This is a genomic window from Tateyamaria sp. Alg231-49, from assembly GCF_900143535.1.
GTDB lineage: Bacteria > Pseudomonadota > Alphaproteobacteria > Rhodobacterales > Rhodobacteraceae > Tateyamaria.
The window spans coordinates 75,614-91,452 of sequence record NZ_FRFA01000013.1 but is presented as its reverse complement, the minus strand read 5'-3'; the positions used below and the strand labels follow the sequence as shown (position 1 = coordinate 91,452).

At 55.3% G+C, this 15,839-nt stretch carries 14 protein-coding genes; 10 read left to right on the top strand and 4 right to left on the bottom strand.

What is annotated here, in order from left to right; all coding sequences use genetic code 11:
• Positions 1 to 120: 120 nt before the first annotated feature.
• Positions 121 to 1,443, bottom strand: coding sequence for a lipopolysaccharide biosynthesis protein (locus DHN60_RS17200; protein ID WP_108838564.1), 1,323 nt, complete (start codon positions 1,441 to 1,443; stop codon positions 121 to 123).
• 190 nt (positions 1,444 to 1,633) lie between these two features.
• Between DHN60_RS17200 and DHN60_RS17195 the strand changes: the two genes are divergently transcribed.
• From DHN60_RS17195 to DHN60_RS17185, 3 genes are read left to right on the top strand one after another with little or no spacing between them, the layout of a single operon-like run.
• Positions 1,634 to 2,737 carry a glycosyltransferase gene (locus DHN60_RS17195; RefSeq protein WP_108838563.1) on the top strand — a complete coding sequence of 368 codons (1,104 nt, stop codon included), beginning with the start codon at positions 1,634 to 1,636 and terminating at the stop codon, positions 2,735 to 2,737.
• Positions 2,734 to 3,807, top strand: a complete 1,074-nt coding sequence (locus tag DHN60_RS17190; RefSeq protein ID WP_108838562.1) for a glycosyltransferase — start codon at positions 2,734 to 2,736, stop codon at positions 3,805 to 3,807. Before DHN60_RS17195 ends, DHN60_RS17190 begins: the two co-directional genes overlap by 4 nt.
• Entirely contained in the window at positions 3,804 to 5,018 is a 1,215-nt protein-coding gene (locus tag DHN60_RS17185) for an O-antigen ligase (RefSeq protein ID WP_108838561.1), read from the top strand. The genes DHN60_RS17190 and DHN60_RS17185 overlap by 4 nt, the downstream gene beginning before the upstream one ends.
• Positions 5,019 to 5,190: 172 nt before the next feature.
• On the opposite strand, the gene DHN60_RS17180 is transcribed toward DHN60_RS17185, so the two are convergent.
• On the bottom strand, positions 5,191 to 7,341 hold the full coding sequence (locus DHN60_RS17180) for a polysaccharide biosynthesis tyrosine autokinase (RefSeq protein WP_108838560.1): 2,151 nt from the start codon (positions 7,339 to 7,341) through the stop codon (positions 5,191 to 5,193).
• Between the two features lie 797 nt (positions 7,342 to 8,138).
• On the opposite strand from DHN60_RS17180, the gene DHN60_RS17170 reads away from it, so the two are divergent.
• From DHN60_RS17170 to DHN60_RS17145, 6 genes are all read left to right on the top strand, one after another.
• Positions 8,139 to 8,639 carry a hypothetical protein gene (locus DHN60_RS17170; protein ID WP_108838558.1) on the top strand — a complete coding sequence of 167 codons (501 nt, stop codon included), beginning with the start codon at positions 8,139 to 8,141 and terminating at the stop codon, positions 8,637 to 8,639.
• 348 nt (positions 8,640 to 8,987) lie between these two features.
• A complete protein-coding gene (gene repA / locus DHN60_RS17165) occupies positions 8,988 to 10,154 on the top strand; it encodes a plasmid partitioning protein RepA (protein WP_108838557.1) in 1,167 nt (388 codons plus the stop codon).
• A complete protein-coding gene (gene repB / locus DHN60_RS17160) occupies positions 10,155 to 11,105 on the top strand; it encodes a plasmid partitioning protein RepB (protein ID WP_108838556.1) in 951 nt (316 codons plus the stop codon).
• A 174-nt stretch (positions 11,106 to 11,279) separates the two neighbouring features.
• Positions 11,280 to 12,347 (top strand): plasmid replication protein RepC, encoded by a 1,068-nt coding sequence (repC, locus tag DHN60_RS17155; protein WP_108838555.1) that lies wholly within the window; start codon positions 11,280 to 11,282, stop codon positions 12,345 to 12,347.
• Positions 12,348 to 12,461: 114 nt separating this feature from the next.
• Complete coding sequence (locus DHN60_RS22365; RefSeq protein ID WP_159089268.1) at positions 12,462 to 12,731, top strand: hypothetical protein; 270 nt, start codon at positions 12,462 to 12,464, stop codon at positions 12,729 to 12,731.
• A gap of 270 nt (positions 12,732 to 13,001) precedes the next feature.
• Complete coding sequence (locus DHN60_RS17145) at positions 13,002 to 13,409, top strand: hypothetical protein (RefSeq protein WP_108838553.1); 408 nt, start codon at positions 13,002 to 13,004, stop codon at positions 13,407 to 13,409.
• A 262-nt stretch (positions 13,410 to 13,671) separates the two neighbouring features.
• Here the strand turns inward: DHN60_RS17145 and DHN60_RS17140 are convergent, their stop codons facing one another.
• Together DHN60_RS17140 and DHN60_RS17135 are read right to left on the bottom strand one after the other, a co-directional pair.
• Entirely contained in the window at positions 13,672 to 14,844 is a 1,173-nt protein-coding gene (locus tag DHN60_RS17140; RefSeq protein WP_108838552.1) for a hypothetical protein, read from the bottom strand.
• Positions 14,841 to 15,410 (bottom strand): hypothetical protein, encoded by a 570-nt coding sequence (locus DHN60_RS17135; RefSeq protein ID WP_234423683.1) that lies wholly within the window; start codon positions 15,408 to 15,410, stop codon positions 14,841 to 14,843. Before DHN60_RS17135 ends, DHN60_RS17140 begins: the two co-directional genes overlap by 4 nt.
• Positions 15,411 to 15,436: 26 nt before the next feature.
• Here DHN60_RS17135 and repC (DHN60_RS17130) point away from each other — a divergent pair, with 26 nt between their 5' ends.
• Positions 15,437 to 15,829 (top strand): replication initiation protein RepC, encoded by a 393-nt coding sequence (repC, locus tag DHN60_RS17130; RefSeq protein WP_159089266.1) that lies wholly within the window; start codon positions 15,437 to 15,439, stop codon positions 15,827 to 15,829.
• Positions 15,830 to 15,839: the final 10 nt, after the last annotated feature.

The window sequence follows — 15,839 nt, the reverse complement described above, 5'->3', positions numbered from 1 at the left end:
CTCGGCGTGTGAGCGCAAGCTTCGCCTCCTTAATCATCACTCGGGCCGTGTTACGTGCATCCCAACACCAATCGGATTGGCCTATCTCTGGAGTTCTATAGAATTTCGGAGGGACTTTGGTCACGGCGCGGATTCTATAGCTCTGAACAGACCCAAAATACTGGAGTCCACGCCCAGCTTACGACGCGCCACCCAACACGCCAATCCACCTATGAGCGCCAGTTCTAACCCCGTCGCCAGTGCTGCACCATACAGACCAAACATCCAGATCAACGGCACAAGGCTGAGCAGAACAGACCCGCTGACGAACAATGCCAGCCGCAGGAATTGGGCCTCCTGCCCCATCATCTGCAACAAAGCTGCGCCCGGGCCGCACAAACACTTAAAGAGATGCCCCCCGGCGATCAGCACAAGTACCGATTGCGCATGGGAAAACTCAGCTGCGTAGAGGCCAAGCGCCCAATCTCCGGCAAACAGTAAAAACAGGAAAAATGCCAATGCCGGGACAGCAGTAGCCACCGCGACAAACCGGCTGATTGAATGAACAGAAGTTTTGTCACCACGCTCATGTGCCGCAGAGAGCATTGGCATGGCCAACATGTGCGACGCGACCTCGACAAGATTTACAACCATCGCCAAGCGGAGCGCAGCAAAGAATGCACCGCCTTCTTGGGGCAACATCACACCAATAAGCAACATAGCCACATTTGGAGTGGCTGCCCGCAAAAGACCTGTGCCACAGAAAATTAAGCCAGATCGCAGCCAGAGAGGTTGATCAGTCATGTCAACCGCGTCTGAGATCAATGCTTGCGGCCGAGTCGACGGATGGATCCGCCCCTGCAACAAAGTCAAACCGAGCAAGATAATAGCGATGATGCCAAATCCGATCGTCACGTCGATTGGCGGCGCCAGACTAAACGCGGGAATAGCAAAAAGCCCCGTTACAGCCGCCCTCCAGATCACCTCGCGCGGCGCAAAAGCCAGAACGATCTTACCGTGGCTGCGCAATACGTGGGCCTGATACTCCGCCAGCCCCAGGACAAGCGCAAAGAACGCGACAGACCAGGCATATGCACCGCCAGTCAGGCTGGCAAAAAGGTTGGACAAGCCTACAAAAAGCAAACCCAAGACCAAGCAACCAAAAGTTACAGTGATGTAGCCTCGCCGCACTTGGCCTCTTTGTGACGCTTGGTCGTCCCTTTCTTGGTAAATAGGCACAAAGCGCAATGTCGCTTTTCGCTGCCCCACGGACCCACCCAAAACGATCAAGGTTGCGGCCGAAAACCCAAACCCAAACAAAGCAAAACTTTCAGGACTCATGCCACGCGCAATGAAGATGAACATCACAAATGACAGAACAGCGGACGCTACTTTAACGAGCAGGGCAGCGGCGCCCCCTTTGATGAGCCGTTTGAGAATAGAACCGCTCGCACGTTGAGACATAGGGCCTTTGCCTTTCGCAACCGAATTGACCCCAACTCAAGCAACTTGTTAATCCCAAACGTGTCTTTGCTGTTTTTTGGGTGCCAATAGTCTGGTATCACTCGATAGTCGCAAGTCAAGGCGCCTCACTGCAAAAGCTTGCTCCAGAGCAATGGTCGGACTTTGTTCGAGTTCAAATTTGAGAAGTGATGTGAAGGTTGCAATAGTTCATTATTGGCTGGTTGGCTTGCGTGGCGGCGAGAAGGTAATCGAAAAACTCCTCGAGCTGTACCCGGATGCCACTTTAATCACTCATGTGCATGATCCGGAAGCAGTCAAAACCTTGACCGAAGGTCGGGAGGTGCGGGAGACCTTCGTTGGCCGCCTACCCGGCGCCAAAAGGCACTATCAGAAATATCTGCCCTTGATGCCCCGAGCACTGGAGCAGGTGGATATGTCGGAATTCGATTTAATTATCTCATCAGAGAGTGGGCCAGCTAAGGGAATCATCCCCCGTCCCGATGCCACCCATGTCTGCTATTGTCACACGCCGATGCGCTACATCTGGGATCACTACCACGTCTATAGAAACACAGCTGGGCGATTGACGCGCGCAATAATGCCCTTACTCGCCCATCACTTGCGAATCTGGGATGTGACCTCGGCCGCGCGGGTGGATCACTTCGTTGCTAATTCCAGCTTTACCGCTCAGCGGATCAATAGCTATTACCGCCGCGAAGCGGAAGTGATCGCCCCTCCCGTGGCCATCGATGACTTTGTGAGCGGCAGCGTCGGCGATCATTATCTGATGGCGGGCGAGCTGGTGAGTTACAAGCGCCCCGACTTGGCAATCGAGGCTTTTACCCGTTCGAACCGCAAACTCACGGTGGTGGGGGATGGCGAGGTCCTCGAAAAGCTCAAGGCACAGGCGGGAGCCAATGTGCGTATTTTGGGGCGGGTGTCCTTTGAACAGCTCAAAGAAGAGTTCGCTAAGGCCCGCGCGCTGATTTTTCCCGGAGAGGAGGATTTTGGCATTGTACCATTAGAGGTCATGGCCTGTGGGCGGCCTGTGGTGGCATATGGCCGAGGCGGCGCGCTGGATTATGTTGTGCCCGGTAAAACGGGTGTGTTTTTTGACAGACAAACTCCCGAAGCGTTGAACGCGGCAATAGACGCACTGGAATCCCATCCAAGTCTACTTGACCAACCTGAGATCATCCGTGCCCACGCCGCGAATTTCCACGGCGATGTCTTCAAAGCGAAAATAAAATCCGCGATCGATGCCGCAATGGCGGCAAAAGGCACGCGGGTATGAACGTCCTGATGCTGACTGTTCGGGCTGATCTGGGTGGTGGACCAGAACATTTGTTCCAGCTGTTGGACAATCGACCGGAATCGGCGGAAATCTGGGTAGGCTGTCCAGAGGATGATCCTTATCATTCCCGATACACGGAACTATTGGGAGCCGACCGAATAACTACGATCCCTCACCGCAAATTTACCATATCTGCGCTTTTCTCCTTAGTCCGGCTGATCCGGCACGAAGGAATCGAAGTGGTCCACTCCCACGGTAAGGGAGCGGGACTTTACGGACGTTTGCTCGCGCTGCTGACAAAGGCAAAAGCTGTGCACACGTTTCATGGTCTGCATGTGGGCGAATACGGCGCTGCGAAAAAAGCCATTTACTTGGGTCTGGAAAAAGTTCTCGGCATGTGGACTGCCTCGGCGATCTGTGTCTCTGACACTGAAGCACAAGCCATAACCGCTGCACATCTGATACCTCCAGCAAAGCTGCGCACCATCGTAAATGGCGTGGTTGTACCAGCGAAAGCCAACGCACCCGTCCTTAAGAAAGGTGCACCACTTAAGATCTTGTCGGTTTCGCGCTATGACTATCAGAAAAACCCAGATCTGATGCTCGATGTAGCCATAGCTCTAAAAGGTAGGCGCGAATTTCACATGGTCGTGCTGGGCACCGGGGCGCGATTTGATGAAATTCGCAAACGGGTACAAGCTGAGGGTTTGGGAGACGAGGTCGAGCTGCAAGGTGGAGTGCCCTCGGCGCGGCCTTTTATGGCTCAGGCCCATGTATTCTTGTCATCATCGCGCTGGGAAGGCATGCCGTTGGCAGTGCAGGAGGCAATGTCTGAAGGTCTTTGCCCTGTGGTCACCGATGTATCGGGCAATCGAGATCTAGTCCGCGACAATGAGACAGGGCGACTATATACTGATGCGAGCGAGGGTGCGGCCGCGTTGGCAGCGCTTACAGACACCGATGTGGCCCGGTTATCGCACGCCGCTCGTAACCAAATCGTGTCGGCCTATTCAGTCGAGACAATGACGATAACCACCTTTGATCTGTTGGGGGAAGTGTCTGTACAATGAAACTCAATCCCGACACGCATAAGTTCAGCCAGACCCAGAATATCGCCTCACGGGCAGGCCCTATTTTGCTGGTCATGGCGATGATGGGGGCATTTCGTTCGATCGGGCATATCCCAATCTTTCTGGGATACATCGCCGCAGTGGCGGGACTGGTTTGGTTGGCTCTGTCACTCCAGATATCACGATTTCTGTTGCCCAGCTATTTCCTGGTGATTTGGGGATACCTGTCGTTGGCCTATAACGAGCTTGGCCCGGGTAGCTACGTGCAGTTAACCGTCCTGCTTGGTGGAGTGGGTCTTGCGGAGTTGGTTTCGCGCATAAATCCGAACGAAATCGCGGATTTTACCTCCCGACGGCTGGTTTGGATTATTTTGTTGATCATCGTGATGGAAACTGTCTTGATTCAATTGGGGATGGGCCAGCGGGTACGTAGCATTGATGCCAATCTTACAGGGGGTCTTTTGCCTGACTTGGGCATCCAGATTCCGCGCTATATGGGCACCATGGGTGGCTCAGGCTATTCAGGCGCTCTGGCTGGGGCGCTGGCTTTTTTCTGCTGGATTGAAGGACGGAAGCGCGCGGCAATTACGCTCTTCATAGTGACCCTCTTGATGGTCAGTCGGGGCCCACTAATAGCACTACTTTTTGCGGCACTGTTTCAAATCGTACATCGCCGTGCTCTTTTTCAAAAACTGGCTCTTTTGATCACAGTCATATCCGTGCTGTTTCCTGTCTTAATCTGGTGGCTCAAATCAGTACTCACAGCACAACAGATATTGTTTCTGATCGATGTAAGTACTTCACGCTTTTTACACTACATTAGCTTTTTGAATTTTGGCTTGGAGAACCCGGTTTTCGGAGTTGGCTATGGCAACTGGCGTGAGACCTATACCGACTACTTTTGGGTCAGCGATTTTCAAAGATGGGGTGAGAAAAGAAACTCTGACCTCATCCGCGAAGCCCACAATTTCATGCTGGATATCTTTGGCGAGATGGGTATCGTTGCCTGGATTTTAGCAGGAACCCAAATGCTAATGACCTCCTACCGCGCGATGACAGGCGATGCACGATATGGATCGGTATTTTTGTTCCTGGTGATTTGTTTTCTTTTTCTCTCGGGCCTATCAAACTGGACGTATTGGGTTTTTACGGGGGTCGTTATGGCACACCATAGGCGAAGCCAGCCCCAAAAGCCGAAAGGCAATAACTGAACCCTAGTGCTGACTCCCGTGGAGGCTCTTGGTTGTGATCAAGGCATTTTTTAGGAGCAGCCCAGTGAGAGAAGTCAAAAGCAACATGGGTATTTTGCTCTCATGGCAGGAGAAGATTGCACTACTTCCAAAACACTTGCGGTTTGCGTTGTTGTTCCCCCCCAATAAAGGCCTAATTCGAATAATACTTCGATCCATACGCCGAATAAGCCCCATACCGGCCACCGTAACCGTACCGTTTCATCCCACGAGCACTGATTTGGCTAAGAACCAATCCAGTTACGCGCTGACCTGAGGTGTGGAACAAGCGCAGCGATTCTTCGACCTGGGTTTTGCTCGTTTTGTCCCACTGAACCGTGAAAATGATTGCGTCCACCACTTCTGCGATAATCCGAGCATCGGGAACCACTAGTACGGGTGGTGTATCGATAATGACAGCGTCGTAGGATTCGCGCGCTTCTTTGATCATCTGTTTGAACTTCTCTGACGCAAAAAGGTCAGCGGCGTTGATTCTCGTCACCTCGCCGGCAAGTACATCCGCGCCAAAGCCTTCGTTATGAAAAACCGCGTCAGACAAAGATTTATCACCATTTAGTACTGAAACCACGCCTTGCTTCGGCACATCCGAAAAGTACTCATTAAGAGTGCGACGCCGGATATCACCTTCTATTAAGAGAACACTTTTGCCCAAGCCAAGCAGGTTCTGCGCTAAGGCCAACGAGTTGGTTGTCTTCCCCTCCCCCGGCACGGAGGATGTAGAGAGGATTACCTTTGGCGGATTGTCCACGTTTGACAACATGATCGACGTGCGCAGGTTTCGGATAGCTTCAGCGGCGGCGGAGGTCGGTTTGTCTGACAGATATTTCAATACCTTGCGCCGGGTTGAGGACGGCATGCTTGGGACTTGGCCCAGAACCGAATAGCCGGTGAACGCCTCCAGATCCTGCGCGGTCCGGAAGCCGTTATTGCGCATTTCGCGTAGCAGAATGATGCCCGCGCCCAACATCAAACCCAACATGCCAGACATCGCAAGGATCAGCGGTTTGCGAGGTTCAGATGGATTCAAAGGCACAACCGCGTTCGACAATATTCGACTGTCCGCCTGCTGAATACCCTGCTGAGCCGACGTTTCGTTGAAACGCGTGAGGAAATATTCATAGAGAACGCGGGTTGCTTCTGCCTCCCGGGTCAACTGTTGCAAAGTGATCAGGTCTTCGCCTTGCTGGTCCAATGCACGGTTCAGCTCGACTTCCGAAGTGCGAAGTGCGCGCAATTGTTGATCAGTGCGGGTCAACTCGATCTGTCGGCGTTGTAAAACCTGCTGAAAACGCGTGTCAAAGGCCTGGGCCATCGCATCGTCGGTAGTTGCCCGCGGCAACAGTCGTGTGAGTTGTGCGTCGTCCGCAAGCGCGGCTTGTGCGTCTTTTGATGCGGCGGCTTCCAAAGCCGTTATACCTGCTTCAAGATCACTGCGGTTCGCCTCGGCCGTCGCAATGCGGTCACGCATGTCCTTGATTTGCCGCTCGAGCGCTTGCAGCCCTTCGATGGATACCAGCTCGGTCGAGGCACTGAATTCTGATACGTCCGCTTCGGCCTGCTCCAGCCGCGCCTGCAACTCTGATACGCGTTCGCTGAGCCAAATAGTGGCCTGTTCCGTTGCCTCAAACTTCACTTCAATCTGGTTGAGGATGTAAAGGTCGACGATCGTGTCTGCGATACGCGCGGACTTACGCGGGTTTTCTGATTCGACTGTAACTTGGAAAACCAAGCTCAGCGGCACATTGCGAATGCTCGTTGCCTCCAGCAGCTTAGTAACCACGCCGTCTCGGGTGCGCTGCTCTTGCTCTTCGGGCGTAAGGACAATTGGGATGTCTGTCAGCCCCAGCATGTCCTTGATATGGTCTTTCACTTGATCGCTCAGCGTTGCTGCCTGCAATTCGGTATTGAATTCCGGATCTTCGACAAGGTTCAGACGGTCAACGACCTTGCCCATCAATCCGCGGGCCCGCAAAACCTCAACTTCCGAGTTCACTTCCGAAGTGTCTCCCGAAAGACCGCCTGCTACGCTCTGTAGATCAACAATCTGTTCCTGGTTGGTTTCAAGAATCACCACCGCCGTGGAGCGATATAACGGCGTCGCCATGACGTATGCGTAGTACCCGCCTGCCAGCACCGACAAACCGGTGAGCAGTATGATAAGCCATTTTCCGCGCCATATCGTGGCAAGCAAAGCTCCCAGATCAATGACATCCTCATCAACCGTTGTACCAGCAGGTTGAGGTGCGTTAATGTCGGCGGCAGAGAGTCTTCGTGAAACTTGCATTTATTTCAGATGCTTACCTAAACTTGCGCGTTCATTCGACCTCAATATACATTTCTAAGGGCTAATGAAAGAAACAAAGCTGCTAATTTGGGCCCCTTTTGGGGAACGTGGCTAATTTTTGCCAGCATTGGCGGGTTGTCCTTTCCCTCGCCTTAAAGTCCATGATATACAAGTACAACATCCTTCGGAGGTTTTATGATGACCAACAAGATCTTTTCGCTTCTGGCCTTGGCCGCGTCCTTTGGCTTTTTCGCGCCGCAGGTTGTTTCTGCCCAAGAATTGATACAACAAATTGACAGCGAGAATACGGCAAACGCCCCTGGTGAAGCGAACCTTGGTCTGCCGCCGGGTCCGCCTGTTACAAATTTGGTCCCTATACTTGGAGCTACCCTCGGCTTGGCAGTTATCGTTGGCCTGTCGGGCGGTAGTAGCAGCACGCCTTCGACGCCGAGCACTCCATCCACGACGTCGCCCTGACTGTAAGTTTTTAACAGCTTGAGAAGTGTTAGGGCCCGCATGCGGGCCCTTTTCGTTTGGAATGAAGAAAGGCCACAGCCGCTTTTCCGAATAGCCCCTCACTGAGACTCCTGTCAATTTCCACCTGTAAAGGTAGGGCGCGACGACCGGGCGCGCTTGCAGTCCTTTAACGCCCCATTTGTATTTGAAATTGTCGAAAACCCTGAACACTGCAATGGGGCACATCAACTCCTCTTTAACGCCCCCGCCTTTAACTCGGCTGTGTACGTGGGGGCGTATGGGTCGGTTGTTTACACCCGACCACGTGAGTGGAGTGAAAAATGGGGTTTTGGGTAACTGGGAATGCGGGCGCATCAGCGGCCTGCATAAAGGGGTTTGCAGCCCTGGCAATGGCGGTTGGTCTTGGGGTGACATCACAAGCAACACAGGCGCAGACACAAATCAGCTATGCACCGGAAACGTTGGTGGTGCGCAATGACCGGGGCGGGTTACTGCGGGAAAGGTTGCTCCAGCTCGGGCAATTGCGAAAACAAAACCGACCGGTGGAAATCCGTGGTGCGATCTGTTTCTCAACCTGCACTATGTTCCTTGGTCTGCCGAACACGTGCATTTCGCCGAACACGACCTTTGGGTTTCATGGGCCCAGCTCTTATGGGCGCCCCCTTGATACGGTAACGTTCAACCGTGCGTCGAAGGTGATTGCGAATTACTATCCCGAGTCCTTGAAACAGTGGTACATGGCCGAAGGGCGCTTCAAGATCCGCAGCATTTCGCGGGTCAAAGGGGAAAACATCATAAAAATGGGTATTCGCGCCTGCTAGGCCCCCTGCCCTGCCAGTGCACACGCCATGCAACAATGGGTCTGTCGTTGTGCCCTTCCACGATCGCTCTTTGGACCGATTCGGAAGGTTAGCGGCCTGGGACCGTCGGAAAGGACATAAACATTCTCTAGACGACGGAATAGAGCCACATCTATGCCCATGTGAATTGTGGAGTAATCCCAGTGCTTTACACACGCTTTAGTCTGTTTTTCGTCGTGCACACCACATCTTGGGCTTGTGATGAAACGACCCACAATGTCAGAACTGTGGACAAGTCCCCTCCTCTTTGATTATGTAACGCTAAACAGTGCTTTGGCGAAACAAAGCGTTACTACATCGAGGCAAACCGTGGCAGAGCCCCTTTTGATCAACGAACGCGTGCGCGCTCGGGCCGATACGCTTGGCGCGGCGCTTGATGCGCATATGCTGGCGTCTTTTGCCCCAGACGCGCGCAAGGTGTTGCGCCGCTTTTCAGCTGGTGAGGTTGCGGACCTTTTGGGCATCTCTACCAGCTTTTTGCGCAAGCTGCATTTTGACGGCAAGGCGCCCGAGGTTGAAACCTCGCAAGGGGGCCGGCGGCAGTATTCAGCGGACGACATTCTGACCCTGCGCCGCACCCTGGATGGCGGCAAGACCAGCTATCTGCCGAACCGTCGCCTTGGTGAAAAACTGCAGGTGCTGTCCTTTCTCAACTTCAAAGGCGGGTCCGGCAAAACCACCAGCACGATCCACACGGCGCAGCGCCTGGCACTCAAGGGTTATCGCGTTCTGTGCGTTGACGTGGATCCGCAAGCGTCTCTAACAGTGCTGTTTGGCTATCGCCCGGAGTATGACTTTCTGGATCAGGGCACGCTGTATGATGCGCTGCGCTATGATGACCCCCTGCCCTTGTCAGCCGTCATTCAGGATACGTTTTTTCCGGGTATCGACCTCGTGCCTGCCGGCCTCATGTTGCAGGAATTTGAACATGAAACGCCCCGCGCGCTGATCGACAATGTCCAACCTGCGTTTTATGCGCGCATGGCTGCCACGCTGAGCGAGGTTGAGGCGGATTACGACGTCGTCCTGTTCGACTGTCCGCCGCAACTTGGCTATCTCACCATGTCGGCGCTCTGTGCATCGACCTCGGTCATGATCACGATTGTACCCAACATGCTCGATGTCGCCTCGATGGCGCAATTCCTGCAAATGAGTGCGGACTTGCTGGACGTGGTGGCCGACGCAGGTGCGCCGATGTCTTTCGACTTTATGCGCTTTCTTATCAACCGGTACGAGCCCAACGATGGTCCGCAGCAGCAGGTGGTGTCCTTTCTGCGCACCCTGTTCAAGGACGAGGTGATGGTCGCCCCCATGCTGAAATCCACGGCGATTTCGGATGCTGGCCTGACTCAGCAAACGATTTACGAGGTCGAGCGTACACAGTTCAACCGCCAGACCTATGACCGCGCGCTTGAGTCACTGAATGCTGTAAACGACGAGATAGAACAGCTGCTTCATCATGCATGGAGACGATAGATGGTCCGTAAAAACATACTGAACCCCGCATTGGCGCAGGTCGCCTCAGAGCCGAAACGCCCCAAGCCCCCTGCCCCGCGCGGCGCTGTGGGTGCTCTGCAATCCTCGCTGTCAAAGCTGCAGGAAAACGCGGTGCAGGACATTGATCCTGCGCAGATTGATGACGCGGGCCTTGAGGATCGGCTGGGTGATGACCATGCCGATCACCGCGCGTTGATGGAGTCCTTGCGCACTTATGGCCAGCAGGTACCCGTGCTTCTGCGCCCTCATGGCAAGACCCGGGGACGGTACGAGATTGTCTATGGCCGCCGACGTCTGCGTGCGCTCAAGGAACTGGGCCTGCCCGTCAAGGCGATGGTCCGTCAGTTGAGCGATGACGAGTTGATCATGGCCCAAGGTCAGGAAAACACGGCCCGCCGCGACCTCAGCTTTGTGGAAAAGGCGAGTTTTGCTGCTCAGCTTGAGGCGGAAGGCTATGCGCGCGACACCATTGCCGCCGCGCTGTCCATCGACCAGCCTATGGTGAGCCGGATGCTGAAGGTCGGGCAAGCCGTCCCGTTGAACACGCTGCGCAAAATTGGCCCTGCACCGGGCATTGGCCGCGATCGTTGGCTGGCTTTTGTCAAACTCATTGACGTCAAGGGCATGCGCACACGCGCCTTTGCTTTCCTTGACACGCCAGACGCCCTTACGATGACGTCGGATGCACGCTTTGACGCGATGTTTGACCGCGCCAAGGCCCCTACCCCCAAAGTGACGGTTGACAAACCGCGCGCCTTGCGCAGCGCCGCTGGCGGCGTACTGGGTGATATCCGGACAGGACGCAAAGGTGTGACACTGAACATTTCAAACAAGGATGGTTTTGCCGCCTGGCTTGATGCCGAGGCCGAAGCCGTCATCGCAGAGCTTCACGATCGCTGGTCCGCCAGCCGTTCGGAAGACGAGCAGTAACCAACCCACAGGAGGATACGAGCAGACCCGCAGAAAAAAGAAAAGCCCCCCGAAACGGTGTCTCGGAAGGCCCTTCATAAGCTTGCACCTTTGAAGTAGCCCGCAGCGCCTGTCTCTGTCAACTCCGGTCCCATGTCCGGGGGCAGAAAACTGTTGTCTCTCGTCATATGACACATGATTACACATGCCCAACGAAATGTCGGGCAGGCCGGGGCGTCCGCGTCCGCCGGACCTGCTTGTATTGACAAATGGTCCCTGATTGAGGCCCTGACCCATGCCGCAGAAAGCTTTGGTATCGGTCATCGCCAGCTTGGCGTTCTGCGCACGCTAATCACCTTTCACCCACAGCGCTTCTGGCCAGTGACTGCGGACCGCTTGATCGTCTATCCGTCCAATCGAACACTCTGTGACCGACTGGGCGGGATGCCAGACAGCACCTTGCGGCGCCACCTTCGCGCGCTTGTGTCTGCCGGACTGATCACCCGCAGCGCCAGCAGCAATGGCAAACGGTATCGCCGGGGCAAGGGGGCAAACGAGATTGCTTTCGGCATCGACCTCGCACCTCTTATTCGTCTGACCGCAAAAATCCGCCAGGCCGCCCAGACTGCTCAGGACCAAGCCGAAGCGCTCGCGGCACAAAGGGCGCGTTTGCTTGCGCTCCTCAAAGAGCTAAAAGCACAAGACGCTGCGCCTCATACATCGTTCCTTGCCGATCTGGCACGCGCGATGCGGCGTAAACTGGGCTTGAATGAAATCTTGGACCTGATTGGCCAGGCCATAGCGCGCTTGTCAGCCGTCTTGAAAAAAGCATCTTCCACAATGGAAATGAACGCCAGTGACAGCCAAAATGAACGGCACAAAGAACAGCAAGAAAGAAAAAAAACAGATGGGGCAGAAGACATCACACTGCATGAAATCAACGCGCTTTGCAGAGAGAAAGCGACACTTTTCCCAGATCCGATGCACCAATGGACAGATGTGACACGCACTGCGGCCATTGTCGCGCCCATGATAGGCATTGCTGAGAGTGCATTCGAAAATGCGCGCAGAAGCATAGGTTCGGTGCCCGCTGCCATCCTTGTTCTTTATATCCTTGAGATATTGCCTAAAGTAGAACGGCCCGGTGCGTACCTGCACTATCTCGTAAGTCACAAAGATGGCCTATCAGAAGCGGTAACAGCCTTACGTCAGATGTATTTGTCAGATGACAATTCTGAAAACCAATATTATTCAGACGCTTAGACGTTCACATCATCGACAATGAGCTGTGGAAGCGCCGCGATGCGTACGCACCTTTATCAAGTGTTTAGCCACGCCTCTGCATTTTGCCCAAATCTTTAAGCATGGAGGCTTGTGATGCCTATTTCCGACAATTTTCATGAATATGTGGCCGGTTTGAGCAGCCCCGTTCAGGGTGGTTATGACATTACACCTGCGGACCGTGTCGATCTTGCCGAAGTAACCCGTGCGCTGATGGTGACAGGTGCTGGCGATCTGGTGCATCCGACCATATGGACCGGGCCTGCATTTCATGTTTCCCGAGCAGGGCACGATTCTAATGATGGGCTTTGGGGCGCAGGATGGGGACTTTTCCTCGGCCAAGCGTACGATTCATGCAACTTTTGATGCCGGCAATGCAACTGGTGCGCCGTACCGCGTGCTGGTTGATGCCGATACCTATGAAGGCAGCGCGTTTACCGGCAATGGCCAGACCGAACCGGATCAGCGGGTTGCGGTGTTGGGGTGGGCGCCTGCGCTATCGCACCGGGCCTTTTGAGGTGAGTTGGTCGAATGCCGAAGGGACCTATTCGGCAGAGGTAAGTTCGGTGCGCCGGGTGTTTCGCACTGATGTTTTGACGCCGGAGGGTTTATACACTGAGCTGGAGAACGTCGCGGATGTTGCGCCCTGTGCGGCGACGTTGGGTGTTGGACGAGTCCACAGTGCATGTGAACATTGCCGGTGCGCCGGGCGTCGAAGACATTGCGTTGATGCGTTCGTTTCACGGGGCGCGGTTTCTGACCCATGATCAGGATTTCTATATCGAGGGGTTCGATATTGAGGGCGGCATAACGGGGGCCCTGCATTTCGACGATGTGGCTGCGCGAAATATCGTTGGGGTCGATTGCACGTTCCGCTATTCTACGCCGTCCAGTCCTGCTGCGCCGTTGGATGCTGTGCGGGTACGGCGCAAGGACGGTCTGATCGCGTTCTTTGCGTGCGACGCGAGTTATGGAGCAAAGGATGGGTGGTCATTTAATGATGACGGCACGCCGGGGATGCATGTGCTGTTGCAGGACTGTTAGGTTTGGCACAATGGCGCGTTTGAGGCCACTTCGGTCAATGCACTGACTGTCCATGACGATGTGCGCGCCATTGACTTTAATGGGTCCTACGGGCTGTCGCGTAACGGGGCCGAGTTGCATTCGATTCAGAACGCACAATGGTGGCTGGCACATCCGCGATCGCGCGGGATTTAGATGGGTCGTCCATTGCCTACAAATGTTCAAACGAGTCACAAATGTGGTTGCAGAACGCCAGTGCAGACGCGGCAGGTGCCAGCGTCAACTATGCGCTGGAGGCCAATGGTGGCACCGTGTTCACCCGTGGGTTTTCCACCGGCGCGGCAACGCTGGAGGTGTATTCGGGCGGGTCTGTGACGCCATTCTGAACCAGACTGTCAGCCAGTGCAGACCAGTCCGGGATCGCTTCGGGCTGGCGACCATAACTTTCGCAGCGCTCCGGCCAGTTTGGGGCGCTGTCACTGATCAGGCTGGGAATGTCGGGGCTGCACAACCGTGCGGGCACAAGGATCGGCAGGCCGTAGTAGCGATAGAGCAGGATGCGGTTGGAGTTGGTGATCTGATATTCAACGCCTAGCACGTCCTGAAATGGCGCAAGGCCAATGTCTGCGTGCTGGATATGGCCAAGCGTCTTGGCAAAGGGCTGTTCGCCGTGCCACGTGACGTTGGGCAGGGCAGGGGGCGTTGATTTCAGCTGCCCGATCACGTGGATTTGCCAGTTCGGGCAGGCTTTGGCGGTGCGTGCGATAGACCCCATGTCGAGCAGCGTCGAGCCTGCGCAAACCGCAATCTTTTCATCTTTGTGGCGTTGGTATGGGTCAGTTGTTTTGACCTTTACCTGATCAGACGGGACCCCCATGGGATCGATGGTGACATTGGGGTGATCCGCGAACCGTCTGGCAATCAGCGGGCTGCCCGTGCTGATGCGGTGAAAATGGTGGTGAGCCGCTTCGGCTTGCAGCAGTGCCTTGGGTGCATTGAGCAGCCGGATGTCATCCGATACCCGGTAGATGCGTGTCGCTTGGGGTGCAAAGTGTTTGACCAGCGGCGCCAGCATGACCGGTGCGCCGCTTTCACAGATGGCTACATCGGCTTCGGCCAGCGGCGTGCGCAGTTTTTGTGCCCAATAGGCGGTATAGAGCCTGTTTAGTGGCTCTGTTGCTTGGTTCAGAACACTGTTCTGCCAGTTGACGGGGTGCCACGGAGACAGCCCGTAGAAGGCTGTGAGTGTCGGGCTGATCTGTGTTGTCCCCTGGGTGGGCATATAGCCGAGCGCCGCTAGCCGCTTATCCCCCTTCAGCCGTGACAGCCAACTGTATCCGACGGTGATGTAGGTCACGTGCCAGCCTAGTGTTTGAAGGTGGTCTGTGACCCACAGCATGGATGTGCGCCGTTTCTGCTTTGAAAAATGGCCAGTGAGGAAGACAAGGCGTTTCATGCGGGATACCTGTATGGGCTGCGTTTGAGCCTGAGCAGTGCGATGTAGAGGGTTGTGCCCAGTGCGATTTGGCTGAGAAGGGGGAGTGGCGGGCACACAACCAACAGTGTGCACATTGCGGTGCCTGCCAGAAGAGGAGCGAGGGCAGGGGTGAGGTCACTTGCCGTAAGGTCCAGCTTGTCCAAGGCGCGGGCGGTGAACCAAAGCGCGGTCAACAGTGCGGCAAGCGACAGTGCGGTCGCCGCGGCTACCAGCGACAAGGCGAGGGCAGGGGCGATGAATGCGGCGCTGAGAATCAGCGTCAGGGCGGTCCGCTTCAGCACCAGCGTGGTGTGGCCACGTGCCATCAGCGCCTGGTTCAGCGGCATGAGCAGGGCGTTGAGCAGGCCCAAAACGGCGAGGGCGCGTAACACCGGTGCGACTGTGGGCGCGTGATGTGCCCCGACAGCGAGCGTCAGGATTTCAGGGGCCGCCACAAGGGTTCCGCCCCAAACCCAGACATGCAGGGCCGCACTGCGTTTGACATGCGCGTGTAGATCACGGCGCAAATCACTGCTTGTGCTCATCTGGTGCAGGGCGATGTAGCGCAGCGGTGACAGACGTGGTTGCTCCAAAGACTGAGGATGGCACGGGTGGCAAGCCTGAGGTGCCCATCCCACTTGGTCTGGTCCTTCGCGCTGTGCCAGAGGCTTTGGAATATGCCCAAGGCCCCATCAATAGTTTTGCAGACCTCTCGCGATTGGGCGCGTTCCTGCTCGGTATGATCGGGATCAGCCCCTCCGCTTGGGACGACGCAGTTGACGCTATGGGCCCCGAAGTGGCCGGGCTCACCGTGTGTTGCCTGCTTCAACGCATCGATGACATCCGCGCACCCGGTGGATATTTGCGTAAACTGACGGAACAGGCACAGATCGGTAAATACTCTGTTGCCCGTGTGGTCATGGCATTAATCCAATCGCCACCAGTGGCAGGGCGAGAAAGTTGACAGCTGTCAA